The 24,915-nt window shown below is 66.7% G+C and carries 20 protein-coding genes; 5 read left to right on the forward strand and 15 right to left on the reverse strand.

The window, feature by feature from the left end; genetic code table 11:
• Positions 1 to 36: 36 nt before the first annotated feature.
• From WC815_09680 to WC815_09735, 12 genes are all read right to left on the reverse strand, one after another.
• The gene (locus WC815_09680) at positions 37 to 396 is read right to left on the reverse strand and encodes a hypothetical protein (GenBank protein ID MFA5909032.1); all 360 of its coding nucleotides are present in this window, start codon (positions 394 to 396) and stop codon (positions 37 to 39) included.
• Between the two features lie 351 nt (positions 397 to 747).
• Positions 748 to 2,085, reverse strand: coding sequence for a glutamine synthetase family protein (locus WC815_09685; GenBank protein MFA5909033.1), 1,338 nt, complete (start codon positions 2,083 to 2,085; stop codon positions 748 to 750).
• A gap of 51 nt (positions 2,086 to 2,136) precedes the next feature.
• Entirely contained in the window at positions 2,137 to 4,833 is a 2,697-nt protein-coding gene (locus tag WC815_09690) for a response regulator (protein ID MFA5909034.1), read from the reverse strand.
• Entirely contained in the window at positions 4,830 to 5,207 is a 378-nt protein-coding gene (locus WC815_09695) for a response regulator (protein ID MFA5909035.1), read from the reverse strand. Before WC815_09695 ends, WC815_09690 begins: the two co-directional genes overlap by 4 nt.
• The gene (locus WC815_09700) at positions 5,204 to 6,493 is read right to left on the reverse strand and encodes a hypothetical protein (protein MFA5909036.1); all 1,290 of its coding nucleotides are present in this window, start codon (positions 6,491 to 6,493) and stop codon (positions 5,204 to 5,206) included. Before WC815_09700 ends, WC815_09695 begins: the two co-directional genes overlap by 4 nt.
• Positions 6,494 to 6,569: 76 nt before the next feature.
• A complete protein-coding gene (locus tag WC815_09705; GenBank protein MFA5909037.1) occupies positions 6,570 to 7,325 on the reverse strand; it encodes a cytochrome c biogenesis protein CcdA in 756 nt (251 codons plus the stop codon).
• 3 nt (positions 7,326 to 7,328) lie between these two features.
• Positions 7,329 to 9,155 (reverse strand): molybdopterin-dependent oxidoreductase, encoded by a 1,827-nt coding sequence (locus WC815_09710; protein MFA5909038.1) that lies wholly within the window; start codon positions 9,153 to 9,155, stop codon positions 7,329 to 7,331.
• A gap of 99 nt (positions 9,156 to 9,254) precedes the next feature.
• The gene (locus WC815_09715; GenBank protein MFA5909039.1) at positions 9,255 to 12,116 is read right to left on the reverse strand and encodes a M1 family aminopeptidase; all 2,862 of its coding nucleotides are present in this window, start codon (positions 12,114 to 12,116) and stop codon (positions 9,255 to 9,257) included.
• A gap of 81 nt (positions 12,117 to 12,197) precedes the next feature.
• Complete coding sequence (locus WC815_09720; protein MFA5909040.1) at positions 12,198 to 13,361, reverse strand: PP2C family protein-serine/threonine phosphatase; 1,164 nt, start codon at positions 13,359 to 13,361, stop codon at positions 12,198 to 12,200.
• 18 nt (positions 13,362 to 13,379) lie between these two features.
• The gene (locus WC815_09725; protein MFA5909041.1) at positions 13,380 to 14,564 is read right to left on the reverse strand and encodes a glycine C-acetyltransferase; all 1,185 of its coding nucleotides are present in this window, start codon (positions 14,562 to 14,564) and stop codon (positions 13,380 to 13,382) included.
• A gap of 42 nt (positions 14,565 to 14,606) precedes the next feature.
• A complete protein-coding gene (locus tag WC815_09730; protein MFA5909042.1) occupies positions 14,607 to 16,634 on the reverse strand; it encodes a hypothetical protein in 2,028 nt (675 codons plus the stop codon).
• Positions 16,635 to 16,707: 73 nt separating this feature from the next.
• Positions 16,708 to 17,919, reverse strand: a complete 1,212-nt coding sequence (locus tag WC815_09735) for an aminotransferase class I/II-fold pyridoxal phosphate-dependent enzyme (GenBank protein MFA5909043.1) — start codon at positions 17,917 to 17,919, stop codon at positions 16,708 to 16,710.
• Positions 17,920 to 18,063: 144 nt separating this feature from the next.
• On the opposite strand from WC815_09735, the gene WC815_09740 reads away from it, so the two are divergent.
• From WC815_09740 to WC815_09750, 3 genes are all read left to right on the forward strand, one after another.
• Positions 18,064 to 18,996 (forward strand): VWA domain-containing protein, encoded by a 933-nt coding sequence (locus tag WC815_09740; GenBank protein ID MFA5909044.1) that lies wholly within the window; start codon positions 18,064 to 18,066, stop codon positions 18,994 to 18,996.
• 63 nt (positions 18,997 to 19,059) lie between these two features.
• A complete protein-coding gene (locus tag WC815_09745; protein MFA5909045.1) occupies positions 19,060 to 19,746 on the forward strand; it encodes an OmpA family protein in 687 nt (228 codons plus the stop codon).
• A gap of 152 nt (positions 19,747 to 19,898) precedes the next feature.
• A complete protein-coding gene (locus WC815_09750; protein ID MFA5909046.1) occupies positions 19,899 to 20,603 on the forward strand; it encodes a glycosyltransferase family 2 protein in 705 nt (234 codons plus the stop codon).
• 71 nt (positions 20,604 to 20,674) lie between these two features.
• Here WC815_09750 and WC815_09755 read toward each other — a convergent pair whose 3' ends face one another.
• Positions 20,675 to 21,154 carry a CHRD domain-containing protein gene (locus WC815_09755; protein ID MFA5909047.1) on the reverse strand — a complete coding sequence of 160 codons (480 nt, stop codon included), beginning with the start codon at positions 21,152 to 21,154 and terminating at the stop codon, positions 20,675 to 20,677.
• Between the two features lie 219 nt (positions 21,155 to 21,373).
• On the opposite strand from WC815_09755, the gene WC815_09760 reads away from it, so the two are divergent.
• Positions 21,374 to 22,114, forward strand: coding sequence for an SDR family oxidoreductase (locus tag WC815_09760; protein ID MFA5909048.1), 741 nt, complete (start codon positions 21,374 to 21,376; stop codon positions 22,112 to 22,114).
• Complete coding sequence (locus WC815_09765) at positions 22,111 to 22,554, forward strand: DinB family protein (GenBank protein MFA5909049.1); 444 nt, start codon at positions 22,111 to 22,113, stop codon at positions 22,552 to 22,554. Before WC815_09760 ends, WC815_09765 begins: the two co-directional genes overlap by 4 nt.
• Here WC815_09765 and WC815_09770 read toward each other — a convergent pair.
• Both WC815_09770 and WC815_09775 read right to left on the reverse strand, forming a co-directional pair.
• Complete coding sequence (locus WC815_09770; GenBank protein MFA5909050.1) at positions 22,535 to 23,731, reverse strand: pyridoxal phosphate-dependent aminotransferase; 1,197 nt, start codon at positions 23,729 to 23,731, stop codon at positions 22,535 to 22,537. The two genes, WC815_09765 and WC815_09770, sit on opposite strands and share 20 nt — an antisense overlap.
• Positions 23,732 to 24,043: 312 nt before the next feature.
• On the reverse strand, positions 24,044 to 24,913 hold the full coding sequence (locus WC815_09775; GenBank protein ID MFA5909051.1) for a hypothetical protein: 870 nt from the start codon (positions 24,911 to 24,913) through the stop codon (positions 24,044 to 24,046).
• Positions 24,914 to 24,915: the final 2 nt, after the last annotated feature.

Genomic DNA, 24,915 nt, shown 5'->3' on the forward strand with positions numbered 1-24,915 from the left:
ACAGAAGTGCCGCCCTTCTGGCATTAACTCCTGTATTTACAGGAACTTAATGCTCTTTTCGCGGATGTGGAGGCCGAACGAACGGCCGCCGATCAGCGCGACTTCCTCGACCTCGCCGCGCACGCGGACCCGGGCGTTCTTGCCGGGGGTGCGGTTGTTGTCGGAGATCACCAGCATTTCGCCGGAGCCGTCGCTCACCCGGTAGACCTTGAACGGCACGAACGGGATGCCGAACGAGGTGGTGACGACGCCCTCAACGGTCACGGTCTTGTCCGCGAACTTGCCGGGATTGGTCTGCACCTCAGAAATCGAACGCGAGCCCATCGACGCGCAAGCGCCGGTGAGCGCGCTGGCTGCGATGACGAGACTCCAAACGATGTTGCGTGTGCGACCCATGGCGAATCTCCCAGTTCCCGGCACCCCTAAAAGGGGTGCCCTACAACTCTCTCCGTAGGGCACCCCTTTATGGGGTGCCAAGAGAGAAGTAGGCCGCGGACGGATCGTGAAGAGTGCGGCCGAAGGGCGGCGATGCCAGCGCCTGCCTGATAGTTCGCCCCTCGGTGATCCGCCGCAGCCTGCCACCCAGAACTACAAGGGTCGTGCCACCGACCAAGGCAGGGCCGCAGATGACACAGATAACGCAGATCTTGTTTTAAAAGAGGCAGTTACAGGCGGAGGCCCCAGGCCCCAGGCCCCAGGCCCCAAGCCTCGCGTCTTGTCCCCGGACAAGGACGAAGCGTCCGACGATCAATACACTCCGAGGTAGCGGTCCATCTCCCACGGCGAGACGTGGCGGATGTATTCGGCCCACTCCTCGCGCTTGGCTTCGAGGAAGTGATTGAAGATGTGCTCGCCCAGCGTCTCCTTGACCAGCTCGTCTTTCTCGAACTCATCCAAGGCTTCGCTGAGGTTGGCCGGCAGGTCGTCGATGCGCAGGTGGCGGCGCTCGCGATGGCTCATCTTGTAGATGTTCTTGTTCACCGGCGGACCGGGATCCACCGCGTGATCGATGCCGTCGAGGCCGGCGCGCAACATCACCGCCAGGGCGAGGTAGGGATTGCACGATGGATCCGGCATGCGCAGCTCGATGCGCGTCGAGGGGCCGCGCGAGGCGGGCACGCGCACGAGCGGGCTGCGGTTCTTCTCGGACCAGGCGATGGCGGTGGGCGCCTCGTAGCCGGGCACCAGGCGCTTGTAAGAGTTCACCAGCGGGTTGGTGATCGCGCAAAAGCCCTTGGCGTGCTGGAGCAATCCGCCGACGTAGTTGAGGCAGGTCTGGCTCAACAGGATCTCGTTGCCGGGATCGAAGAAGGCGTTCTGGCCGCCGCTGAAAAGCGACTGGTGCGTGTGCATGCCCGATCCGTTCACTCCGAAGATCGGCTTGGGCATGAAGGTCGCGTGCAGGTTGTTCCGCAGCGCCACGTACTTGACGATGAACCGGCACGTACTCACGTTATCCGCCGTCGTCAGGACGTCCTCTGAGTGAAAATCGATCTCGTGCTGGCCCGGCGCCACTTCGTGGTGCGCCGCTTCGACGCCGATGCCCATCTGCTCGAGGGCAATCACGATTTCGCGGCGGACGTCTTCACCGAGATCGATGGGCGCGAGGTCGAAGTAGCTGGCGCGATCGTGCGTCTCGGTGGTGGCGCGGCCGTCGCGGCGGAGGAAGAGGAAGAACTCGATTTCGGGCCCGGCCACCATGGTGAAGCCGCGCCGGCCGGCCTGCGCGATGGCGTTTTTCAGCGTGGTGCGCGGGCAGCCGGCGAAGGGACTGCCGTCGGGATTGGCGATGTCGCAGATCAGCCGGCCGACGCGGGCGCCGTTGGGGTCGGCCCACGGGAACACCTGGAAGGTGGACAGGTCCGGCCGCAGGTACATGTCCGACTCTTCGATGCGAACGAAGCCTTCGATCGACGAGCCGTCGAACATGATCTTGCCGTCGAGGGCGTCGGCAAACTGGCGGTCGGGGACCTCGACGTTCTTGATCACGCCGAGGATGTCGGTGAACTGCAGGCGCAGGAACTTGACACCCTCCTTGTCAGCCCGCGCCAGGATCGCGGTCTTTTCGCCCCCCGCTTTTGCCATTCAAGGATTCTATGCGTGGACCGGGCCACGCACGCAATGTAGTGTCCGGCTTTAGCCGGACCCAAGCAGGCGTGTCACCTCCGCGGTGAGCGCTGCCGCCTCGATGGGCTTGGTCAGGTAGACGTTGGCCCCGAGGCGCAGCGACCGCAGCTCGCTCGACGAGCGGTCGGCGCCCGACACCACCACCACCGGGATGCGGGCGTCTTTCTCGTTGGCCTTGAGCCGCGCCAACACCTCGTAGCCGTCGATGTTCGGCATCACCAGGTCGAGCACCAGCAGGTCGACGTGCTCGCGCTCGATGGCGGCCAGCGCCTCGGCGCCGTCGCGCGCCTGCAGGACGCGATGCCCGTTCCGGGTCAGCGCCGCCGTCAGCACTCCACGCAGGTCGTTGTCGTCTTCGGCGACCAGCACCGTGGCGCCGGTGCGGCTGCCCAGCGACTGGCTGATCTGCCGCAGCAGGTGATCCAGGCCCTCGCCCTTGGTCACCACCGCGACGCCTTCGGGCCGGCGGCCCGAATCGGTGGCATCCGGCACGCCGGAGACCACCACGACGGGAATGCGCGCGAGCGCGTCCTCGCTGCGCAGGCGCTCGATGAACTCCCAGCCATCCAGGCCGGGCATGAGCAGGTCCACGGTGATCACGTCGGGCCGCATGGTGCGCGCGATGTGCATGGCCGAAGCCGCGTCGCGGGCGTCCAGCACTTCGTAGCCGGCGTGGATCAGCTGCGACCGAATCAGCGCGCGGAAGTCGTCGTCATCGTCCACCACGAGCACGCGGCGCGCGGCGAGGCGGGCCGAGCCGTCCTGGTTGACCGCGACCGGGGCCAGCGCCAGCGCTGCCGCCTCTTCCACCGAGGCGGTGGGCAGCGTGAACGAGAAGCGCGTGCCCCTATTGACCTCGCTGTCCACGTAGATGCGTCCGCCGTGCTGTTCCACCAGCGCCTTGGTGATGGCCAGGCCGAGGCCGGTGCCGCCCTTGCGGCGCGACGCCGAGCTGTCGACCTGTTGGAACTTCTTGAACAGGCGATTGAGGTTCTCTGGGGCGATCCCGTCGCCCTGGTCCGACACCGCCAGCGTGACCATGGTGTCGGAGCCGACCGCGGTCACCGAGACGGTGGAGCCCTCCGGCGCGAACTTCACCGCGTTCGACAGCAGGTTCACCAGCGCCTGGACGATGCGGTCCGGATCCACCATGACGGGGCGGAGCCTGGCCGGCAGCCTGGCATCAAGGGTGACCTGGGCGGCGCGGGCCGGGCCCTCGACCACCTGGATCGACTGCCGCACGATGTCGGCCACGTTCACGGGCTTCGTGTGCAGCGTGATGTTGCCAGACTCGATCTTCGCGATGTCGAGCATGTCGTTGATGATGCGGACCAGGCGCTCGCAGTTGTTCAACGCGATCTGCAGCAACTGCCGGTGCTCCTCACCGGGCACCGAATCCGGCTCGTCGAGCACCAGCTGCACCGACCCGCGGATCGAGGTCAGCGGGGTCCGCAGTTCGTGGCTGACAATCGACACGAACTCGTCCTTCATCCGGTCCACTTCACGCAGGCGCGAGATGTCCTGGAAGGCCACCACGGCGCCGGCCACGTGGCCGAGCTCGTTGCGCAGCGGCGCGCCGCTGGCCAGGATGGGGAAGACGCGGCCGTCGGGATGGTGAATCTCGAGCTCCTGGTTGATCACCTGCTCGCCGCGCAACGCGCGCGCCGAGATCCACTCCTCGGGTGGGATCGGCGTGCCGTCTTTCGCGATGCGCTTGAAGCGCGCCCAGTAGTTCGCGCGCAGCTCGGCGCCCCGCGGCTCGATGCCAAACACGTCGGTGGCGGCGCGGTTGCGCAGGCGCACGCTGCCGTCGGTGTTGAAGATCATCAGCGCCGCCGGTACGGTCTCGAGCGTGGCCAGCAGGTCGGCGTGCGCGGCCTCGACGCGGCGGCGTGATTCGACGGTCACCGCGGCCAGCTCGCGCGTTTCGCTCAGCGCCGTGGCCAGCTCGCGCTCGCGGATCTGGATGGACTGCGCCATCTTCGCAAACGAGTTGAACAGCACGCCGATCTCGTCGGCGCGCAGGGTCTGGTGCGCGGCGGCGAAGTCGCCCCGCTCGATGCCCTCGGCCGACTCGGTCAGCTGCCGCAGCGGATCGAGCACGCCGCGCTTGGCGAACCAGATGATGAGCGAGATGGCGCCGATGAACACGCTGGCAAACGCGGTCCTGACCACCGCCAGGGTCGCGCGCTGGTTGACAATGGTATCCGAGACCTGGCGCAGCAGCTCGCGCTCACGGGCGTCGAATGCGACGAGCTCCTGGTTGATCCTGGTGAAGTCATCCGCGGTGCGCCGAATGAGCAGCTCCTGGTCGGCGACCGTCGCCCGGCCGAGCGGGACGGTCTGGTCCCACAGCGCGGTCCACGAACCCGCCGCCGAGCGAATGCGGGCGAGGCGCTCGAGCTGTGCCGAATCGCGCGTGAGCGACGCCAGGTGCGACATCGCCCCGCTGTAGACGCGGCGATTGTCGTCGCGCCCGTGGCGCAACGCCGGCGCGCCAGTCAGGGCGTAGGCGAGGTGATTGGCCCGCGCCTCGACCAGCGCGCGCCACATGGTGCCGTGGACGTTGAGGACTTCGGAGATGCGCTGCTGGTTGGCGTCCATCCTCGTCGATTCGCCGTACGAATAGACGACGAGGCCGATGGCGAGGGCGGCGAGGAGGTAAATCAGCCAGAGGCCGATGAACGCCCGCGTGCGGATGGTCACGGGACCTTCGCGGTGACGATGTCCTTGACCTGCTGCCCGAGCGACAGCGCGTCAAACGGTTTGGTTACGTAGCCGGAGGCGCCGAGGCTCAACCCGCGCTGGATCTCCGCCTCTTGCGACTTCGCCGTCAGGAAGATGACCGGGATGCCGGCGGTGGCCGGGTCCGCCTTGAGCTGCCGGCACGTTTCCGGGCCGTCGAGCTCGGGCATCATCCAGTCGAGCAGCACCACGTCGGGCGGCTGCTGGCGAATGGCGTCCAGCGCCTCCTGGCCGTTGTTGACCACCCTGACGATGAAGCCGGCGCGCTTCAGCGCGAGCCTGGCGACGAGCTGGATGTCGGGGTCGTCCTCGGCGAGTACGACCGCCAGGCTCATGACGCCGCGCTCTTCGCCGGCGGCGCGTCGGCCACGGGCGCGGCGGCCATTGGCAGCGGCGCCGTCAACGTGGCGAGCTGGGCCGCGAAGATCGAGGCCACCGCCACGCACGCGTCATCCGCGGCCTTGCCGGGTTGCAGTTCCGCCGACAGCACGCCCACCGGGCCGGTGGGCCCGCACATCGGCACCGCGATCGCGGCCGCGGCGGAACCGTGGGCGACGCTCAGCCGTGGCGCGTTTGCGCGCAGGGCCGCGGCGGTGAGGTTGTCACTGGCGCGATCGATGGCGCCGACGCGCGCGACCACGCGGGCGTCGAAGCCATGCGAGGCGACCGCCGACAGCGAGGCGCCGTCGTTCGACGTCACCCATACGATGAGGCCTTTGGCGCCAATCACGTCGCCCGCGCGCGCGAGCGCCCCGGACAGCGCGCCGATGTCGGTGAGCGTCGAGAGGTCGGCGCAGATCTCGGCGACCAGCTTCAAGTCGGGCCCGCCTTCGCGGCCGGAGGCCGCTTCCACCTTCGCTGAAGCTCCGGTGGACAAGCCGGCGAGGTCTCGCCGAAGCTCCCCAGAGCCTTTGGGAGCGGAGGCGGAACCCTCGAGCGGTTCGTCTGTCTTGAGGTTGAGGTCTTCCCCGGGCGGTACTTTTTTCAGCGTGTCGGCCAGGTCATGCCGCCACTCAAGGGGTTCCTTCGCGGCAGGCGTGCGGCCCGGCAACAGGAGCAGCGCGACGAGGAACCACGCGGCCACACCGGCTGCCGCCAGCGCGGCCTGCTCCTGGCGGATGCCGGCGGTCCTGCGGTCGGCGTTGGTGCGAAGGGTGGAACGGACGGCCGTCACTTGTTCGGTGACGGCGTTCAACAGGTCGCGAACCTCGGTGAACAGCACGTCGCCGGCCAGCAGGAGCTCGCCGCGCTCCACGTACTGGCGCGCGCGCTTGTCGGCGGCAGCGAGCTGGTCAACGCCGTCGAGGGAATCGGAGAGCGAGCCACCGGACGCGGCGGCCGCCGTATCCAGGGTCACGAGACGTTGCCTGAGGGTGTCGAGCAGCGTGCCGACGCGGTGCGCCCAGAATTCGGTCCCCTGGTTCGGCGCGACGTAGGCGTACATGGAGCCGCGGACGTCGAGCAGGGCGCCGAAGGCTTCTTCCGCCGCCTGGTCCGTGGCGGCGCCGTCCTGCCGGGCCGCGGCCAACCGGGCCTCGTCGGCCATCGCGCGGTAACCGAGGCCCGCGGTGGCGAGCAGTGCGAACGCGAACAGGGCGATGCGAACAGTGCGGCGACCCATTACGAGTGAAAGGATAGCAGAAACCCCAGGTGCCGACGGGTGCGTACGCGTGCCTGAGGGGCCTAAGGGCTGGTGCTCAGAACGTGGGCAGGTACGGTGTCAGCCACTGGGCGATGACCGTGAAGCGGTTGGTGAAGATCAAGACACCGATGATGATCATCAACGCGCCCGACACGATTTCAATCGCGTGGTAGTAACGGCGAATCCTGGCAAACGCGACGAAGAACTGGTTGATGGCGAGGGCGGTGAGCAGGAAGGGAATGGCCAGCCCGAGCGAGTAGGTGGAGAGCAGCACGATGCCCTGTCCCACCGAGTCTTGCTGCGCCGCGACCAGCAGGATGGCCGAGAGGATGGGGCCGATGCACGGCGTCCAGCCGAAGGCGAACGAGATGCCGACGATGACGGCGCCGAGCATGCTGGCGGGCTTGGTGTTGGCCTGCACCCGCTTTTCCTGGAGCAGCCACTCGATCTTGAACACGCCCATGGTGTGCAGGCCGAACACGACCAGCAGCACGCCGGCGATCTTGCCGAAGATGGTGAGCCGTTCCATCAGGAACTGGCCGAGGTAGGTCGCCGAGGCGCCGAGCGACACGAACACGAGCGAGAAGCCGAGGATGAAGAACAGCGAGGTGATGATCACCTGCCGCTTGGCCGCCGCGCTGACGCCGCCCGCCACCGCCACGGCGCCGCCACCCCCCGGCATGCCGCGCATCTCTTCGAGCGAGACGCCCGAGATGAACGACAGGTAGCCGGGAATGAGCGGCAGCACGCAGGGGGAGATGAAGCTGAGGACCCCTGCGATGAAGGCGCCGAAGAGCGATACGTTTTCCATTGATTAGTCTGATGCCCGTGAAATCTCGTCGGTTACCAGCCGCAGCGGGATCACGGTGGACTGAGCCATGTTCTCCATCTGCACGTTGTGGCCCTTCACGGGCGGCAGATCCTGGAACATGACGTCCCACTTCCAGCGTTCCATGGGGTTGCTGGTCTTCAGCCAGTGTTCCGCGCTCACGGCGCGGTTGAACACGGTTTCGGTCAGGGTGGCGTACTCGGGACGGTTCACCAGGAACCTCGCCACGTCGGCGCGCACCTGCTGTGACGTCGTGTAGGTGTAGGGCAGGCCGAGGGCGGCGGCCACGCTGGTGAGAATCTGCCAGTCTTCCACCGCTTCGCCGGGCGCGTTGATGGCCTTCGAGGCGGCCTGCACCATGCCCTGGTCGTTGGTGTAGGTGGCGTCTTTCTCGACCCACGCGGCGCCGGGCAACACCACGTCGGCGACCTTGGCGAGTTCCGTCTGCAGGACGCCCTGGTAGACGATGACCGGCACGCGGCCGGCCTTGCGGGCCTCGACCAGCCAGGTGAGGTCGCCCATCGAGCCGTCGGGCCCGGGGTCGAGCACATACAGGACCGCGACGCGATCCTGATCGATCGCGGTGCGCAGGGCCGAGAGGTCGGCGTCGCCGTCGCCAATCACGGCCAGGCCGAGGTCGCGGGCGCCGTTGACGTTGGGCGCGTCCACGGCGGCGACGCGGAACTTGGTGGTGGCGGGCTGCTGCTTCTCGGTGCGCCGCCACGCCACGTGCACGTGCGAAGCGGCCGCCTCGCCCTTGAGGTCTTCGGCGAGGCGCTTGAGCAGGTACAGCTCTTCGTGCGAGGCATGGGCCGACGCCAGCATGCGCACCGACGCCGGGTCCTTGCGGCCGGCCGCGTTGAGCAGGTCGCGCACGCGCATCAGCGCGTCCTTCCAGGTCGCGACCTGGTGCACGCCGTCCTTGGTGAGGATCATCGGCTTGCGCAGGCGCTGGTCGCCTTCCACCCAGAGGTACTGGAAGCGGCCGATGTCGCACATCCAGAAGTCGTTGACCTGCGCGTTGTAGCGCGGCGTCATGCGGGCGAGGCGGGCGCCCTTCGCCCACTCCGGCTTGGCCTTGAGCCACGCGGTGGTACTGCAGCCCTTCGCGCAGAGCGTGCAGGTGGTGTCAACGGCGTGCGGGTTGTCCCACGGCCGCGAGCGGAAGCGGTACTGCCTGGTGGTGATGGCGCCGACCGGGCAGACGTCCATCAGGTTGCCCGAGAGCAGCGAGTGGACGCCCTGTTCGTTGAAGGTCGCAATCTCGCTGCCGTTGCCGCGGTTGATGGTGCCGATCTGCGCGTCACCATCGACTTCCGCCATGAAGCGGCTGCAGCGCGTGCACAGGATGCAGCGGTTGCGGTTCAGCATCAGCGTCGGGCCGAAGTCGATGTCGGCCTTGACGCCCTCGCCGTCGAAGGTGCGGCGCGGGAAGTCCATGCGGCTGTGGTCGTTGCCGAACTGGTTCGAGAAGTCCTGCAGCGGGCACTCGCCGCCCTTGTCGCACACAGGGCAGTCGAGCGGGTGGTTGATCAGCAGGAACTCGAAGACGCCCTTGCGGCCTTCCACGGCCTCGGGGTCTTGCGTGTGCACCACCATGCCCTCGGCCACCGGCGTCGAGCACGACGTCTGCAGCTTGGCCATCTTCTCGATCTTCACGAGGCAGACGCGGCACGACGCGTCGATGCCGAGACCGGGGTGGTAGCAGTAATAGGGAACCTGGATGCCGGCCTCGATGGCGGCCTTGAGGACCGAGGTGCCCTTGGCGACGGACAACTGGCGGCCATCAATGGTCAGCGTGACGTTTTCCATGACCTTGGAATGATATCCCAGGGGGGCTGTAGCATCCGCCTTCAGGCGGATTTTCGCCCACGGGCAAGCTCCGGCCAAAGCCGGAGGCTACAACAGGGCCTACCGTCGCTCTATGACCGCCACCGCCCCGCCGTCCTGGTTGGTGTCTACCGACCGGAAGGCACCGGACAGGGGGAGCCGCTGCTCGGTGACCGCGTCGGAGACGATCACCAGGTGCTCGCTGGTCTTGCCGTCGGCGTAGGTCACCGTGACGGTCACCGGCACGTCGAACAGCTCGCCGGCCTGCTCGAACCGGACCAGCAGCTCCTGGCCCTCCTGGGTCGAGCTGAACCGCAGGTGGGGGAGTGACGAGTCGTAGACCCAGCGCTCGAAGAACCGGTCGAGGCTGCGGCCGCTTTCGGCTTCCATGGCCTTGCGCAGGTCGTCGGTGCCGGCCTTCTTGAACCGGTTGTCGGCGTAGTAGCGGCGCAGGCCGCGGAAGAACTGGTCGTCGCCGACGAAGCGGCGCAGCATGTGGAGCACCGCGGCGCCCTTGTTGTAGAGCAGCGCGCGGAACACGCGGCTCTCGCCCTTGATGTGGCCGAGCCGGTAGCCGAGATAGATCGGGCCCTGGTCGGACTCATCCATGCTCCAGCGCCGAAACTGGCGGAGGACGTCGCGGAAGGCGGCTTCACCCCGGCGCTCCTTCGCATACAGCGCCGCGAAATACTGCGCGAAGCCTTCGCTCAACCACTGCTCGTGGTAGTTCTTCCAGCCCACGGCCTGGCCGAACCACTGGTGCGCCAGCTCGTGCGCGAGGAAGAACTCGGGGAAGCCCTGGAACGCCGCGGGGTCGTTGCGCCAGCTGTGGGCCACGATCGGCGGCGGGTTGTTGATCATCGCGAAGTAGCCGGGCGCGTGGCCGCCCGGGAACTCGTCTTCCACCATGGCAATGGTGATGGTGTCGTACGGCACGTCACCGGTGATCGACGCATACAGCCGCATGATGTCGGCGCCCAGGGCCACGGTGTCGCGGCCCCTGGATTCCTGCCGCTTGTTGGCCTCCACCGACATCCGCACCGTGTTGCGCGCGCCCACCGGCGGAACGGCGGTGAGCAGCGCCTGAAGCCGCATGATCTGCTGCGCCAGCGTGTCGGCGGGCACCGACAGCGCCTGGCTGCGCGCCGGCGCCCGGGTGTCGATGTCGAGCGCCACGGTGGCGGCGTCGACGCGGTTCATCCGGCTCACCAGCAACGACAGGTAGCGCAGCGGCTGCGGCGAGTTGAAGGTGTAGGAGACCCGCGGCACCGAGCGCCCGGACCCTTCGAGGATGGCGGGCTCGGCCGGCGACGGCGACCCGGATTCGAGCACGCCCGAGGCGACCACGGCGTACTCGGCCGGCACGGTGATGCGCATGCGCGCGCTGGCGAAGTCGGTGACCTGCGCCTGCGGATGCCAGTAGCTGCGGTTGCTCAACAACCACTTGGGCTCCGCCGGCGCAAACGGCACATCGTCTGGTTGCGTGTTGCGCTGCTCCACCGTCGCGGCTGGCGCCTCCGCCGCTATGGCGGACAGGTCGCGCGACTTGTCCGTCGTAGCGTCGGCGTCTCCAGACGCGAAGACGGACTCATCTTGCATGCCCTGGCGCGGGATGCGGCCCGAGTAGGCGATGGTCAGCGTGAGCGGGAAGTCGCGCGACACCGGCGACGGCAGGTTGACGAGCACGCTGTTCTGGTTGCGCACGCGGAGGAACAACAGGCGCCCGAATTCGTCGCTGGTCACCGACGACACGTTCAGCGTGTCGGCGAAGCGCAGCGTGAGCACGCCCAGCGCGTGCGACTTGACGCGCAGCTTGATGCGCGTGCGGCCCTCCATCCATTCGCGTTCGGGAATGAACTGCGCGTCCACGTCGTAGTCGGTGACGTCGTAGTCAATCAGGTCGTCTTCGTCGTAGAAGCGGCCACGGCTGGCCAGCTTCTGCTCCGAGGCGTAGGCGGAGATGTTGCGCCGGCTGGCGCGCTGGAACACCGAGACGTCTTCGGGCTCGCCGCTCGAACGCGCGTAGGTGAGCGCGTTGAACCGCCGCGTGCGCACCTCGGCGACGAAGTCGCCGGGCTGCGGCAGCAGCGACCACACGTCGCGGCTCAAGTCGCTCAAGTCGAGGTTGAACGACTTGGCGACGTCCTCGTCGAAGATCGCCTGGCCGCGGCGCAGCGCGCGCGGATCCACGGGCACCGGCGTCAGCACGTCCGCGGCCACTCGCTGCTCGAACTCGAACGGGCTGATCCGCACGAACGCCATGGTGAAGGGCGTCTCGAGCGTTTCGGACCCGGCGAAGATGCGCAGCTGGCCCTTCTCTTCTTTCGGCGCCGGCTCGAACACCATGCTGCCCTCGCCGACCAGCACGAGCGCGGTCACGCCTTCGGCGGTTTCCGCCACGAACACGTCACCTTCGGGCAGCCGCAGCGTGAAGTCCACGGCCACCAGCACCAGGTTGCGCGCGCTGTACTGCTTCTCCGCCTCCAGCGCCAGGCGGTGCAGGCCCTCGATGGACGCGAGCCGGTCTTCGCTGATGATGCGCCACGGCTGCGACCCGATGTCGTCGCCGCGCGGCCGCCGGATGTCGAGCCGCCACGTCGCGATGCGCCCGCGACGTCCGGTTTCCTGGAACACCTCGATCACGAGGCGATAGCCTTCGCCCGGCAGCGAGCCCGGCAGCGGCGATCGATCCCGCTCCTTGACGACGACGCGGGTGATGCCCTGGGGGACCATGGCGTCGAAAAACTGGAGGGACTGTTCGCGGTCGGCGGCGGGCGACAGCAAGGCCGTCCAGCGGTCGCGGTCCATGGTCGAGATGGCGGTTTCCACCGCCTGCATGAACGCCTGCAGAGACAGTCCTTCAGCGCCTTGTGCCCGGGCGGGCACTTGTCCCGCGAACGCGGGCGCGGAGGCGAGAACGATCAAGGCAACGAAGAGGCGCATTTCAGCCGGACCTTCAAGCCCAATTAGACGCCGAAGGGGCGAATCCGGCTATCGGAATGTGGCTTGGAAGTCCGATTCCGTCTACGCGAGCCTGCTCAGCACCAGCACGGTGAGGTCGTCGGCGAGCCGCTGGTCGCGGCGGTGGCGCTCGACCGCGTCGAACACCGCACGCCCCAGGTCGCCTGCCGCGGCTTGCTGATACGCGCCCGCATACAGCGCCAGGGTGCGTTCGAGCCCGGCCTCGTCGAATGGCGTGCCGTCGGGGCTTTCCGCCTCGGTGAGGCCGTCGCTATACATCAGCAGCGCGTCACCGGGGTTGAGCTGGACTTCTCCGGATTCGTAGGTGCTGCCTTCGAACATGCCCAGGGCGACGCCGCCGCTCATCAACCGCTCGATCGAGCCATTTTGCCGGCGGAGCAGGGGAGGTGTCTGGCCGGCGTTCACAAATTCGAGACGGCCGGTCGCCGGGGTGTATGACCCGAGAAACAACGTGATGAATCGCGACGCCGGCGCGTGCCGGGCCACCTGCAGGTTGAGGCGCTTGACCAGCGCGGGCAGCGGCAGGCCTTCGTCCGCCAGCGTGCGCAGGATGGCGAGCAGCAGCGCCATAAGCAGGGCCGCGGGGCTGGCCTTGCCCGCCACGTCCCCGAGCGCCACCAGCACCGTGCCGTCCGGTTGCGGCAGGATGTCGTAGAAGTCGCCGCCCACGGTGTTGGCGGGCTTGGTGAGGCCGAACGCCTCCACGCCCGGGCCCGACCACGTGCCTTCGGGCAGCATCGCCTGCTGAATCTCGCGCGCCACTTCGAGGTCGCGCTTGAGCGAGAGGCGGTCGGCCACTTCCAGCAGCACCAGCAGGTTCATCAGCAGGAAGCCGCCGAGCAGCCACAGGGTGCCGTCGCTGAACAGCGGCGCCGGCACGCGGATGTGAACGAAGAAGAGCGCAATCGGGATCGGCACGCTCATCAAGCCGAACCCGCGAAAGAGCTGCAGCAGGCCAATTACCGAGAGACCCAGCGCCACACCGTACATCAGCCGGCGGGCGGGCGACAGCCGCATGGTGAACGCCAGGAAGAACCCCTGCGCGTACTTGACCGCCTTCTTGTACCAAGGCAGGCCCTCGAGCTCCGCGGTGTTGATGCCCTTGGCGAAGAAGTGGTAGGCCTCCGGCGTTTCGCGCGTGAACAGCTTCCCCAGCTCCTCGGACGTGAGGTCGTGGGTGTAGCGGCGGAAGAACGCCTTGGGCATCAGCTCTTATCTCGGACGTTAGTTGATCACGCCGAGTTCCCTGCCGACCTTGGCGAACATGTCCAGGGCGTACTGCAGGTCGGCCTTGGTGTGGGTGGCGGCCACAATCGTGCGCAAGCGGGCCTTGTCGCGGGCCACGGTCGGGAAGCCGATGCTCTGGGCGAACACACCCTGCGCAAACAGGGCGTCCGACATGCGCGCCGCGGTGGCCGCCTCGCCGACAATCACCGGCGTGATCGGGCTTTCGCTGAGGCCGGTGTTGAAGCCGAGCTGTTCGAGGCCCGCCTTGAAAAAGCGGGTGTTGTCCCACAGCTGCTCGATCCACTGCGGCTCGCTTTCCAGCACGTCGAGGGCGGCAATGCACGCGGCGGTGACCGCCGGCGGATGCGAGGTCGAGAACAGGAACGGCCGCGCGCGGTGGTAGAGGAACTCGATCAGGGTCTTGGTGCCGGCGACGTAGCCGCCGAGCACGCCAACGGCCTTCGACAGCGTGCCGACCTGGATGTCCACGCGCCCGTGGCACTTGAAATGGTCCACGGTGCCGCTGCCGTTCTTTCCGAACACGCCACTGGCGTGCGCGTCGTCCACCATCATGATGGCGCCGTACTCTTCCGCGATCGTGCACAGCCCGGGCAACGGGCCCAGGTCGCCTTCCATCGAGAACACGCCGTCGGTGATCAGGATCTTGCGCTGCGACGTGGGCAGGTCCTTCAGGATCTTGCGGGCGGCGTCGACGTCCTTGTGTGGGAACACCTTGATGGCGGCGCGGCTCAAGCGGCAGCCGTCGATGATGCTGGCGTGGTTCAATTCATCCGAGATCACCACGTCATCCTTGGTGAGCACCGCCGACACGGTGCCGGCGTTGGCGGAGAAACCGCTCTGGAACACCACCACCGCCTCGACGTGCTTGAACTCGGCCAGCCGGCGCTCGAGCTCCATGTGCATTTCCATGGTGCCCGAGATGGTGCGCACGGCCCCGGAGCCGACGCCGTACTTGGCCACCGCGTCGAGCGCGGCCTGCTTCAGCCGGGGATGCGTGGCCAGGCCCAGGTAGTTGTTCGACGACAGGTTGACGACCGACTTGTGATCGAACGTGGCGTGGGCGGCCGGCTCGCCTTCAAGGATGCGAAGCTTGCGGTAGAGGCCTTGCTCCTTGAGAGCGGTCAGTTCGGCGTTCAGGTATGAAAGGGGATCAGGGCGCATATGGATTCTGCCGGGAACCGGGAGTCGGGAGTCGGAAGCCGATTACGGTAATGCAAACAGTGTATCGCCGTCCGGGAACTGTTCGAGCATCCGCGCGGCGTGGGCCGTGAGCCACGCGCGCACGGTTTCGGCGTCGGCCGGGGTGGCGAAGGCGTTCGTGTGCAAGACGACGTGCGTGCTGCCGGAGCCGGTCAGGGCCTGCCACGACGCCTCCGGATCGGTGGTGACCCTCTGGAGCCGCGCCACCAGGACCTTGTAGGCCGGGGGGAAGTTGCCGCTGTAGCCGTTGGTGATCGGCTTCCAGTGCGCGGCCGAGTAGTAGACGTAACGAATTTCCCAGGCCGCGTCGCCGAACGGAAACTCGGTGATCGCCGAACCGGCCGGCAGCGCGGCCACCCTGGCATACACCGGCGGTGCTTGGGCCGCGGGGACCACGCGCGCCGGGGGCATGGCTTCGTTCTGCGCCCAGGTGCGGTTCATCTCCATGGGGATCGCGGCGCCTTCGAGAAGGATCAGCAGGGCGACCACCACCGTCAGTGCGAGGGGTCTGACCCCGAGAGGGATGTGCCGAGGGGTCTGACCCCTTCGCGCCATCCCGTACCCGGCCATCACCGCGAGGAACAACCCGGCGAGCATGGCGTAACGCGCCGGCACGCGCACGCCGTTGAAGCCGGGGACGTAGTCGTAGAGCACGCGGTACAGGCCGAAGCCCGAGAGGTGGACCTCGCCGGCGTTGGGCAGCGGACCGAGCGACAGCCACATGGCGAGCACCGTCGCCATGGCAAAGAACACGAGCGGCGAGCGCGCCGCCCGCGCGGCGGTGGCTCGCGCGCGGAGCGAGGCCGCCAGCAACAACAGCGCCGCGGCCAGCAACTGCAGCAACAGCCGCTGCGGGGTGCGGGCACGGATGGTGACGCCGAGCACGTCGAGATCGAACCCGCCAAACACCAGGGCGGCGACCACGCCCACCAACTGCGTCACGACGGCGACAGCGAGCACCCAGGTCAAGATGCGGCGCCACCGCGAAGGGGTCAGACCCCTCGGCACTTCCTGCTCGGGGTCTGACCCCGGCACCCGTGGGGTCTGACCCCGAGCAAGAGTTGCCGAGGGGTCTGACCCCTTCGTACCAATCAGCAACCCGACGATCCCAATCGCAGCGAGGATCCACGGCACGAAACCAAGAAACGTTTCCCCCTCACCGTGCGGGTAGTAGCGCAGCGCCTTGCCGAACAACCACAGGTTTTCGGACGCGGTCACATACGACCAGACGTTGGCCGAGAACTGGACCACTTCTCCGAACGGGCGCTCGAAGCCGAACAGCTGCTGCGACTTCGTATACGGCAGCAGAAAGGGGAGTGTCAGCGCCATGGTCGCCCCGGCGGCGGCGACCAGGCCGATCCAGATCCGGGCATCCGCAAGTTTCTTCGCCGCCCACATGCGATGGACGACGAACAGTGGCGCGAACGGCGCGAAGTAGAGCAGGTAGTAACCGCAGGACCAGTTCTGCATCACGAGCGCGAAGGTTCCGCCCGCGAGTGCTCTGCGCGATCCCGCCTTCGCTCGAACGCCGTCAGTCGAGCTACGGCGGGGCAAGCCGCCTGTCACAAACCGATTCAAGCCGTACAGCGCGAACGGCATCCACTGCGAGCTCATCACCTGGATGTGAGGCACCGACGCGATGCGGTACGGGAGGAAGCCGTAGACCAGCCCGGCAATGAAGGCGGACCGGCGATCGCCGGTCAGATCCCGGACCAGCAGGTAGGTGCCGAACGCCGACAGCACGAACGTCGAGAGGAACAACAGGTTGTAGCAGAGGATGATGTTGCCGGTGATCCAGTAGACCGGGAGGATCTGCAACACCTGGCCGAACAGGTGCTCCGACATCGTCAGCGCCAGCGGCGCGGGATGAAAGATGTTGGCGTCCCAGAACTGCTGCCAGCCCATGCCGCCGGTCAGCAGGCCGGGGAGGTGCTGCGCGCCCCACGCCAGGATCCACATGTTGAGCAGCGAGTCGCCGAGGTCGCCGGGCACGTCGCGCCCGAGGCCGGCGGCGAGGGGCCAGGTCAGCACGAGCGCAATCACGGAATACGTAAGAAACGCAAAAAAGGAAGCAGGTTCCCTTTTCACGGTCGCGCGCGAATCGTCAGGCGCCAAGGAACTGCCGCGTAAACGCGTCCACATCGTCATAGATCGCGCCGAGCTCTTTCGGAGAGGCGAGGAAGACAATGCGGAAGAAGCCGTCGCCGGGAGCTGTGCCGAAGCCCGAGCCGTAAACGGTGAGAATGCCCTTGGCGCGCAGCAGGCCGAGCACGAAATCGACGTCGGTCTTGCCCCCGGGCAACTCGACCTTCGGCATGGCGTAGAACGCGCCGCGCGGCGCCACGCACGAGATGCCGGGGATGGCGTTCATGCGCGCGGTGGTCAGCTCCGCGCGCTCGCGCAGCTGTTGCCGGAATGCGATTTGATGCGAGCGGTCGCCGGTGAGCGCGGCGGTGACCGCGTACTGCATGGGGCCGGGGCTGCAGAGGCGTCCGTCGGCGAGCTTCTTGATGGCGGCCAGCGCGGGATCGAGCCGCGGCGACGAGCCCACCGCCATCCACCCGGCCCGCCACCCCGGCGCGAGGTAGGCCTTCGACAGGCTCGAATACGAAATGATCGGCGCGTGGTTGTCGAGCGCCGCCATCGGCGGCACGGGGCCGTCGTAGGCGAGATCGCCGTAGACCTCGTCGGCGAGGATGACCAGGCCATGTTCCTCGGCCAGGGCGATCAGCGCGCGCCGCATCGGCTCGGGATAGATCGCGCCGGTCGGGTTGTTCGGATCGATCACGACGAGCGCGCGCGTCTTCGGGTTGATCAGGCTGCGGATGTGATCGAGGTCCGGCATCCACTCGCGCGTGTGATCGGTGCGGTAGTAGGCCGGCCGGGCGCCGATCTTCGCGAGCACCGCGGTGTAGAGCGGATAGGTCGGCGACGGCACCAGCACTTCTTCGCCCTCATCGACGATGCCGGTGAGCGCCAGTTCGATGCCTTCGGAGGTGCCCGTGGTGATCAACACGCGATCCGCCGAGACGTTGACGCCGCGGGCGGCGAAGTCGGCCGCCGCCGCCTCACGCGCTTCCGCAATGCCGGGCGACGGCGTGTAGCCGTTGTGGCCATCGCGCATCGCCTTCGCCACCGCCTCGATCAGGTGCGGCGGCGTGAGAAACCCGAACTGGTTCGGATCCCCGATGTTGAGGTACCGCACCGTCATGCCGGTCTGCTCCACCTTTTTCGCCTCGCCAACGATGTTGCGGATGGCGTAGGTGAAACGATCGACTCGCTTCGCGGTCCTGATCGGCGCGGAGGTGACAGGCATGACGGGCGATCTTACCCCCCTGGCGCCATGTAATTGCTACACCCTTACATGACTCAAGACCTTGTCCCAGCTCAACAGTTTCAGTTAAACTACTGAATACAAATGGGTTACCTGGTTGGCAGCAAACTTGGATACGGGAATGGCATGCGGCGGTTCCTCCTCGCCCTCGCGATTGTGAGCCAACCGGTGTCCGGTTGGGCGCAGGGGGCCGCAGAGAAGCAGGCAACGTTCCGTTCGGGTGTTGACCTTGTCACGGTAAGCGCGACGGTGCGCGACAACAAAGGACGACTCGTGACCAACCTCACCAGGCAGGACTTTGAAGTGATCGACCGCGGCGAGCACCGTGCGATCAACGAGTTCCGCTCCGAACGGGCGCCGTTGAGCCTGGCCATTCTCTTCGACGTGAGCGGCAGCATGGATATTGCCGCCCGCACGACCGCAGCCAGATTTGCGGCCTATCACTTGTTGTCCTCGCTGGACGAAGGCCGCGACGAAGCCGGGCTGTTCGCGTTTGACAGCCGGCTACACGAGGTGGCCCCGTTTACGGTCGATACGCGTGCCCTTAAGGGTGCGCTGGGGGAGGTCGATCCATTCGGGGCCACTTCGTTACATGACGCCATTTCGGCGGCGGCGGAGCGGGTGGCAGCCCGCCCGATGGCCCGCCGCGCGGTGGTGGTGTTGACGGACGGCATTGATACCTCGAGCCTGATGACGCCGGCCCAGGTGTCGGCGAAGGCCGCGGCCATCGACGTGCCGGTCTACATCATCGCCGTGGTCTTGCCGATCGACGATCCGGGTTCCGATCGGGCCACGCCGGGCTCGAAGCGGCAGGCCCCCGCGTCGGTTGGCACGATTGAAGACCTCGCGCGCTGGACCGGCGGCGCGCTGCACTACAGCAGCACCTCGGCCTCGGCCCACAAGGCCGCGCGCGCGGTGATTGACGAATTGCGCCACCTGTATCTGATCGCATTCGAGCCGGGCGCATCACCGGGGTGGCACCCCTTGGAAATACGGACGTCGCAGAAGGACTTTGTGGTCAGGACCCGCGGCGGTTACGTCGCCGGGTCGAGGCGGTAGTGGAAATTTGGTAGTTTAGTGATTTGGCGATCTCGTGATTTGGATCGCAGGGAGAATGTGATTATGCGTAAGTCTCTTTTCGTCATCGGTGTTTTCACGGTCGCATTGGCCGTCGCTCCGGCGTGCGCCACCAAGAAGTTCGTCCGCACGTCGGTTGGTGAAGTGAACGAGAAGGTCGGCACCATGGGCAAGTCGCTCGAGGAAACCCAGGAGCGCGTGCGCACGGCTGAAGGCCGCATCACCGAAGTGGACGCCAAGGCCGCCGCCGCCAACGCCTCGGCGACCAAGGCCAACGCCGCCGCGGCCGACGCCGCCACCGCCGCCGGCCGCGCCGCCGAAGTCGGCAAGACCGCCGACGCCCGCGCCGCCGGTCTTGAAGCCGAGACCCGCAAGCTGATCTTCACCACCGTGCTCAGCGAAGACCGCGGCGAGTTCAAGCTCGGCAAGGCCGAACTGCCGGAAGACGCCACCGCGGCGATCGACAACATGGTGAACGCGCTCAAGGCCGACAAGAAGGCCGTGTGGGTCGAGATTGAAGGCCACACCGACAACGTCGGCGACGCGAAGTACAACGAGCAGCTCGGCCTGCTGCGCGCCGAAGCCGTGAAGCGCTATCTCTACGAGAAGCACCAGGTGCCGCTGCACAAGATCAACGTGATCAGCTACGGCGAAGAGAAGCCGGTGGCCCCGAACACCACCCGCGCCGGCCGCGCGCAGAACCGCCGCGTCGTCATCAAGGTGCTCGCGTAACACTTGGCACTGCTTGACGGGAGGACACTTTCAGTCGGGACTTTGAGTCTCGACGGGAAGTGCCTCCCGACCAGCGTTTCCCCCGACTGACGGCTTCCTCCCGACAAGAAGTGCCCTCCCGACGGGTTCATGAGCTACACTTTCTCCGCCTCATGAAACTCAGCGTCGTGATGCCTGCCTACAACGAGCAGGCCACCATCCGCACCATCGTCGCGCGCGTGCTCGCCGTGGATCTCGGCCCCGTCGAGAAGGAACTCGTGATCGTGGACGATGGGTCGAAGGATGGGACGCGGGACATCCTCAAGGAACTGGATGGCAAGGACGGTGTCCGCGTCCTGTTCCAGCCTCATAACCAGGGCAAGGGCGCGGCGGTGTGGCGCGGCATCCGCGAGTCCACCGGCGACATGGTGATCATCCAGGACGCCGACCTCGAGTACGACCCGCGCGAGTACCCGCAGTTGATCCGCCCCATTCTCGACGGCGAAGCGGACGTGGTCTACGGTTCGCGCTTCCTCGGCTCACCGCGCGGCCATCGCGTGCTGTACTTCTGGCACTCGGTCGGCAATCGCCTGCTGACCATGCTCTCCAACATGTTCAGTGACCTGAACCTCACCGACATGGAGACCTGTTACAAGGTGATGGTGAGGAAGGTCGCGGATCGCCTCGACCTGCAGTCGAAGGATTTCGGCATCGAGCCGGAGATCACCCAGAAGGTGTCGGCGATGCGCGCGCGCATCTACGAGGTGCCCATCTCGTACAACGGCCGCACCTACGAAGAGGGGAAGAAGATCGGCTTGAAGGACGCCTTCAAGGCGGTTTACACCATCCTCCGCTTCTGGGGCTGGCAACCCAAGTAAGAAGAAAACAGAAGATCAGGAGATTAGGAGAAACAATTTCTCCTGACCTCCTAACCTCCGGTGAGCACTCGCTACGGAACGCGCGTGACCTGGCCGCGGATCTCGCCGCCGGGGTTGTTGGTGCTGTGCACGTTGACGTAGATGTTGCCGAGCAGGAGCGCCTGCTGGAAGTCATCCCACGAGCCAATGCCCTGCGCCGCCCGCAGGGTCAGCTCGGCGGACGAGGCGGTGCCGGTGATGGCGAAATCGTTGGAGATGCCGGTTGAGACGGTGAAGTTGATCACGGTCGGCCCGGCGGCGCCCGGCGCGCCGACGTGGAAGTGCCCGGCGGTGGTGCCCACCGGCATGTTGTAGACGTCAATCCGGTAGGTGAGGACACCGGTCGTCGCGTTCAGCGAGATCGTGGCCGTCCCGGCCGAACCGGTGCTGACCGCCGGCAGCTCGTTCCCCCCGTGCAGCGCCGCCGTGAAGTTGTAGGTCTGGGCCTGCGCCTGCGCCGAAATCAGCAGGACAAACACGCCCGCCATTGCCAGAGTCAGTGCACGTTGCATCTCAATCGCTCCTTTGTCGCCTCGGAAAACCCATGGCGCGCCGGGAGCTAAAGCAGGATGCGCGCCAAGCGGCAAAGCCTGATCGGCCAAGGGCTTAACGCGAAGGTCTGGCGCCGGCTGATTACGCGGCCCGAAAGCGGTTACGCGACGCGTACGCGAGAACGCGGCCAATTTTTTGGTTTCCGTGCTGCCGTGCTTCAGTGGCCTAATTGAACAACCATGGAGCTCAACGGCAAGGTCGCCCTCATTACCGGCGGCAAACGTATTGGCGCGGTCGTCGCCACCACGCTGGCCAAGGCAGGTGCGGACGTGGCGATGGTCTACAACCAGTCGCGCGCGGAGGCCGACGCCACGGTTGCGGCGGTGCGCGAGATCGGCCGCAAGGCCGTGTCGGTGCAGGCCGACGTCTCGAGCGAGCTCGACTGTGTCCAGGCCGTGGAAGCGACCGTGTCGCAGCTCGGACGGCTCGACATCCTGATCAACATGGCGTCGCTGTATGGCTCGAAGCCGTTCGACCAGCTCTCCGCCGCTGACTGGGACCGCCAGATGTCGGTGGACCTGCGGGCGACCTTCCTGTTTTCGCGCGCCGCGGCCATCGTCATGAAGCGCGTGGGCGGCGGTCGCATCATCAACTTCACCGACTGGGTGGTGGCGAGCGGCCGGCCGCGCTACCCGGGGTTTCTGCCCTACTATGTGGCCAAGGCGGGCGTGAAAGCGCTGACCGAAGGGCTGGCCCTCGAACTGGCGGCCGATCAGATCCTGGTGAACGCGATTGCGCCCGGCCCCATCCTGGCGCCGCCCGACATGCCGGCGAAAGAGAGCGCGTCGGTGGTGCGGAACACGCCGCTGGGCCGCTGGGGCGGCGAAGCCGAGATCGCCAAGGCCGTGATGTTCCTCGTGGCGTCTGACTTCGTGACCGGTGAGACGATTCGCGTCGATGGTGGGAGACACGTCAAATGACAGCTTGGGATCCGTCGTTCCGCAACGCACTCGCCGATCGCGTCAAGCGGTTGAGTGCCGATACCACACCGGCGTGGGGCAAGATGAGCGCGAGCGGCATGCTGGCGCACGTCAACGACAGCTATCGCATGGCGCTCGGTGAGCTGACGGTGAAATCGAAGAACCTGCCGATCCGGTTCACGCCGCTGAAGCAGTTCATCATCTACGTGATGCCGTTCCCCAAGGGCACGCCGACGGCGCCGGAGTTGATCGCGCGGTGCGACGGCGCGGTGCTCGCCGACGAGCAGAAGGGCTACACCGAGCTGCTGGCGCGGCTGGCTGCGGTCACCCCGCAGACGCGACTGCAGCCGCATCCGGCGTTCGGCCCACTGACCCACCGCGCCTACGGCGTGCTAATCGCGCGGCACACCGATCATCACTTCAGGCAGTTCGGGCTATAGCGGAGAAGGCCTCCTTCATCGACGCCAGGGCGCCGGTGAGCTCTTCGCGGCTGCGGCCGGTGCAGAAGCGCATGTAGCCCTCGCAGGCGGCGCTGAAGTCAACGCCGGGCACGCAGCCAATGCGGCCGTGCTTGATCAGGTACTCAGCCATGGCCCACGACAACGAGTCGCCGGTGATGCCGGCGTCCCTGGCCCAGTCGGCATTGATTTTCACGAACGCGTAGAACGCGCCATCGGGCGGCGTGCCGGAGAACACGCCGGGTGCCGCTTCGGCCAGGCCCTTGTAGAACAGGTCGCGGCGGGCCTTCAGCTCGGTGCGGAATTCAGCGATGCAGTCCTGCGAACCCTCGAGCGCGCCGACGGCGCCGTACTGCGCGATCGAGCAGACGTTGCTGGTCGTGTAGAGCACGATCTTGAGCGCGCGGGCGAGCAGCGCCTTGTCGCGGATCGCGAAATAGCCGACCCGCACGCCGGTGATCGCGTACGACTTGCTCATGGTGCAGACCGGGATGGTGCGCTCGTACATCCCCGGCAGCGACGCGATGCTGACGTGTTCGCCGGTGAAGAGCAGGTCTTCGTACGCCTCGTCCGAGATCACCCACAAGTTACGCTCGCGCGCAATCGCCGCCAGCCGTTCGATGTCGGCGCGGGTAAGGATGCCGCCGGTCGGGTTGTTCGGCGAGTTCAGGTACAGCACGCGGGTCTTCGGCGTGATGGCTTTTTCGACCTCGTCGATGTTCCAACGCCAGCCGAGCTCCTCGCGCAGCGGCACCTGCACCGGCACGCCCTGCGCCGCCTGGCAAATGGCCATGGTCGGCGGCCATTCGGGGCCGGGCACGATCATCTCGTCGCCCGGCTCGAGCAGCGCGTGCATCACGGCGTACAAGCCGTGGGTGCCACCGTTGGTGATCATCACCTGTTCATCGGATTCGACGGGGATGCCGTTCTTGGTGCGCATCTTCTCGGCCACCGCCTTCCGCAGTTGCGGAATGCCGGCCGTGGGCAGGTAATGAGTGCGGTTGTCCTTCATCGCCTGGGCGACGGCCGCCTTGAACGTGTCGGGCGCGTCGAACGAGACGTCGCCCTGATCGAGGCGGAACGGATCCTTGACGGAGTACATCATGTCGCGGATGCGGACGATAGCGGAGACCGGAACGGAATCGTAAAACTTACCCATGGAGAAATTATAGCCGCTGATTGGGCCGAAGCGATTCGCCCGTCTCTAATCAGAGCCGCAGATTACACAGATGACGCAGACGCATAGGCCCGCAGCGCCGGGCTACGCCCGGCGCGCGGCGATGAAGCAGGAAGCCGGCATTGAGAGAGCTCGGGTCGGTTCTTGCCGATCTCTCAATGCCGGCTTCCTGCTTCATCGCACGGCCGAAGGCCGTCGCGGGCCTTGGTGTCTTGTTTGCGAATCGCGTGCCGTGGGGGAATCGGCGTAATCTGCGTAATCTGCGGCCGAACGTATTTGAGGTGCGGGACAGGTCTAGCGGTGGGTCCCTACCGTCACGCCGGCTTTTTCGAGGATGGCGTTCAGCGTGGCCGCCGTCTTCTTCGTCGGCAGGTTGCTAACGTAGAAATGCTTCGCGCCCAGGTCGAGCAGCGATCGAATGGTGCGCGCGCAAACGTCGATCGGCGTCGCGCCGGCGGCGAACTCGGCCTTCAGTTCCGCCACGGGCACGGGCAGGAACTGGTTCAGGATGTCGAGCGTCTTCTGGTTGGCGCTGCGGTAGTAAAACACGCCGAACACGCCGGGCATCTCGAGACCGCCGGCGCGGCCGGCGTCGAGGAACGCGGCGACCTGGCCCTCCTGGTGGTGCGACACGATCTGCGTCAGATAGAAATCCGCGCTGACGTCGGGCTGCAGCAGGAAGTCCACCTGCCCCTTCGGGTTGGCGATGGGGTTGGCCCAGCCGCCGAGTTCCAGCTCGGGATGCCGGCTGCGAATCACCTTGCGCAACTGCCAGGCGTGCTCGAGGCAGCGCGGCCGGCCGACGTGCTTGTCGCCGCCCAGCACAACCAGCGACGGGAAGCCGCTTTGCGCCGTCTGGTCGGCATAGGCCAGGCAGAACTCCAGCGAGTGCTTGGTCGTCAGGAACGGGATGATCTGGTGGCGGCCGACGGTGTCGCCGAGGTTGTTCACCAGGTGGCGCAGGTTGTTTTCTTCCTGTGCGCCCACCGCGCTGTCGGTCACCATCACGCGCACGTCGTGGCGCGTCAGCGAGCGGATCGCGTGGTAGGTGTCAATCCACGCGTCCATGCCTTCCGCCGACTCGAGCTCCGCCCTGGGCGGGCGAAGCTCGACGGCGATCACGCTGGTGGACTCGCGCCGAAGCAGCGAGAGGTATGAGGACAAGC

Source organism: Vicinamibacterales bacterium (assembly GCA_041659285.1).
Taxonomy (GTDB): Bacteria; Acidobacteriota; Vicinamibacteria; order Vicinamibacterales; family UBA2999; genus 12-FULL-67-14b.

Excerpts from the sequence above, each read along its gene's own strand:
- WC815_09695 (MFA5909035.1), bottom strand. The coding sequence starts at position 5,207 with ATGAGCCTGGCGGTCGTACTCGCCGAGGACGACCCCGACATCCAGCTC.
- WC815_09745 (MFA5909045.1), top strand. The coding sequence starts at position 19,060 with ATGCGTAAGTCTCTTTTCGTCATCGGTGTTTTCACGGTCGCATTGGCC.
- WC815_09710 (MFA5909038.1), bottom strand. The coding sequence starts at position 9,155 with ATGGAAAACGTCACGCTGACCATTGATGGCCGCCAGTTGTCCGTCGCC.
- WC815_09685 (MFA5909033.1), bottom strand. The coding sequence starts at position 2,085 with ATGGCAAAAGCGGGGGGCGAAAAGACCGCGATCCTGGCGCGGGCTGAC.
- WC815_09755 (MFA5909047.1), bottom strand. The coding sequence starts at position 21,154 with ATGCAACGTGCACTGACTCTGGCAATGGCGGGCGTGTTTGTCCTGCTG.
- WC815_09735 (MFA5909043.1), bottom strand. The coding sequence starts at position 17,919 with ATGCCTGTCACCTCCGCGCCGATCAGGACCGCGAAGCGAGTCGATCGT.
- WC815_09770 (MFA5909050.1), bottom strand. The coding sequence starts at position 23,731 with ATGGGTAAGTTTTACGATTCCGTTCCGGTCTCCGCTATCGTCCGCATC.
- WC815_09725 (MFA5909041.1), bottom strand. The coding sequence starts at position 14,564 with ATGCGCCCTGATCCCCTTTCATACCTGAACGCCGAACTGACCGCTCTC.
- WC815_09705 (MFA5909037.1), bottom strand. The coding sequence starts at position 7,325 with ATGGAAAACGTATCGCTCTTCGGCGCCTTCATCGCAGGGGTCCTCAGC.
- WC815_09740 (MFA5909044.1), top strand. The coding sequence starts at position 18,064 with ATGCGGCGGTTCCTCCTCGCCCTCGCGATTGTGAGCCAACCGGTGTCC.
- WC815_09715 (MFA5909039.1), bottom strand. The coding sequence starts at position 12,116 with ATGCGCCTCTTCGTTGCCTTGATCGTTCTCGCCTCCGCGCCCGCGTTC.
- WC815_09720 (MFA5909040.1), bottom strand. The coding sequence starts at position 13,361 with ATGCCCAAGGCGTTCTTCCGCCGCTACACCCACGACCTCACGTCCGAG.
- WC815_09750 (MFA5909046.1), top strand. The coding sequence starts at position 19,899 with ATGAAACTCAGCGTCGTGATGCCTGCCTACAACGAGCAGGCCACCATC.
- WC815_09700 (MFA5909036.1), bottom strand. The coding sequence starts at position 6,493 with ATGGGTCGCCGCACTGTTCGCATCGCCCTGTTCGCGTTCGCACTGCTC.
- WC815_09765 (MFA5909049.1), top strand. The coding sequence starts at position 22,111 with ATGACAGCTTGGGATCCGTCGTTCCGCAACGCACTCGCCGATCGCGTC.
- WC815_09760 (MFA5909048.1), top strand. The coding sequence starts at position 21,374 with ATGGAGCTCAACGGCAAGGTCGCCCTCATTACCGGCGGCAAACGTATT.
- WC815_09680 (MFA5909032.1), bottom strand. The coding sequence starts at position 396 with ATGGGTCGCACACGCAACATCGTTTGGAGTCTCGTCATCGCAGCCAGC.